The organism is Phragmitibacter flavus (assembly GCF_005780165.1).
Lineage (GTDB): Bacteria > Verrucomicrobiota > Verrucomicrobiia > Verrucomicrobiales > Verrucomicrobiaceae > Phragmitibacter > Phragmitibacter flavus.
Map to the genome: position 1 here is coordinate 1 of NZ_VAUV01000038.1, position 1,565 is coordinate 1,565.

At 59.9% G+C, this 1,565-nt stretch carries 1 protein-coding gene; it reads left to right on the forward strand.

The features are described from left to right. Positions 1-65 precede the first annotated feature (65 nt). On the forward strand, positions 66-1,544 hold the full coding sequence (locus tag FEM03_RS24160; RefSeq protein ID WP_138088997.1) for an IS4 family transposase: 1,479 nt from the start codon (positions 66-68) through the stop codon (positions 1,542-1,544). Positions 1,545-1,565 lie beyond the last annotated feature (21 nt).

Sequence of the window (1,565 nt, forward strand, 5' to 3'; positions counted from 1 at the left end):
GCCCTCGTTGTTACACACAACTTAAATAATTGGGCTGCCCGGGATTTTGCCGGTATAAGCTGGAGATGAGCGGAAGCGATGACATCGAGCCTTGGGCCAAACTTGAAATCGAACAGTCCAACTGTGGAGATGCACGGATCAATCGTCGCATGGGCAAGCTGCTCAGCGTCCTTGGACAGTCTCCCGGCGCGAGCATTCCACAGGCTTGCAATGGCCAGCACGGCGACATTGCCGCTGCTTACCGCTTCTTCGACAACCCGGCGGCGAGCCCTGAAAATATCCTCACGGCCCATACCTTGCAGTCACTGGCGCGCATGGGCGAAGAGTCCACCGTGCTGTTGGTGCAGGACACCACCGAGATCGACCTGAGTCAGCCTCAGCGTCGCATTCAGGGAGCGGGGCCTCTGGACGCCTCTGCACGACAGGGGGCATTGCTCCACCTCATGCACGCCTTTAGTCCAGATGGCACCCCGCTCGGCAGTGTGTGGCACAAGCTCATCATACGTCCTGAGCGTCTCTTGCCTGGCGAAAAAGGTGTGCGCACAGAACGCCAAACCCGTGCACAACGCCAGAACACGCCACTGGAACAGAAGGAAAGCATCCGTTGGATCGAAGGCTTGGCCAAAGCCCAGGCCCTGGCGCTGGCCCAGCCGCAGGTGCGCATGATTTGCATCGCTGACAGTGAAGCCGACATCTATGAGTATCTAGCTCATCAATCCCAACACGACTCACCCGTGCAGGCGCATTGGATCGTGCGCGCCTGTCAGCCCCGGGTATTGCTTGATGCAGAAGATCAGAACGCTGGCACCGTGCTGGAGGCGTGTGCCCAGGGACCTGTGCTTTGGAACAAGACCGTGCATGTGCGTGGAAGGCAACCCAAACTGGCCTGCGACAAGCGCAAACGCCGCCAACCGCGCGAAGATCGCGACATTCTTGTGGAAGCGCGTGCTGCCAGCGGGTTACGCTTGCGTTCCCCCTATCGAAGAGGCCAACGCCTTGAAGAGGTGCGGCTCAATGCGGTGTTGGTAAGTGAGGTCTGCCCGCCGGAGTCGGACGTGCCGGTAGAATGGCTGCTGTTGACCTCATTGCCAGTGGACACAGCCCAGCAAGTGCAGCAGGTGGTGGAGGCCTACACCCAGCGCTTCATGATTGAAGTGTTGTTCCGAGTGCTCAAGAGTGGGTGTCGCATTGAGGAGCGCCGGTTTGAGAAGGTGGAGCGCCATTTAAGTCATCTGGCGCTGGCGCTCATCATCGCCTGGCGAGTGCTTCGGCTCAGTCAGATGGGGCAGCATCAAGCACAAAAGAGTGCGCAGGAAGTCTTTACCACGGCGGAGTGGCAGGCTGGCTGGAGCCGGATCAACCGCGGCAAACCGCTACCTGCCCAAGCCCCGAGCGTGGGTGAAATGGTTCACATCGTTGGCAAGCTCGGCGGCTGGATACAACGCGGCGGCAAGTCCGCGAGCCCACCCGGCGTGCAAACCCTCTGGCAAGGCCTCCAGCGCCTCCACGATCTCGCCACCATGTGGAACATCTGCCACTCTTGACTTGTGTGTAACAACGAGGGC

What these genes read in the sequence shown, in the direction of transcription:
- FEM03_RS24160 (WP_138088997.1), top strand. Translation starts at nt 66, where the DNA reads ATGAGCGGAAGCGATGACATCGAGCCTTGGGCCAAACTTGAAATCGAA.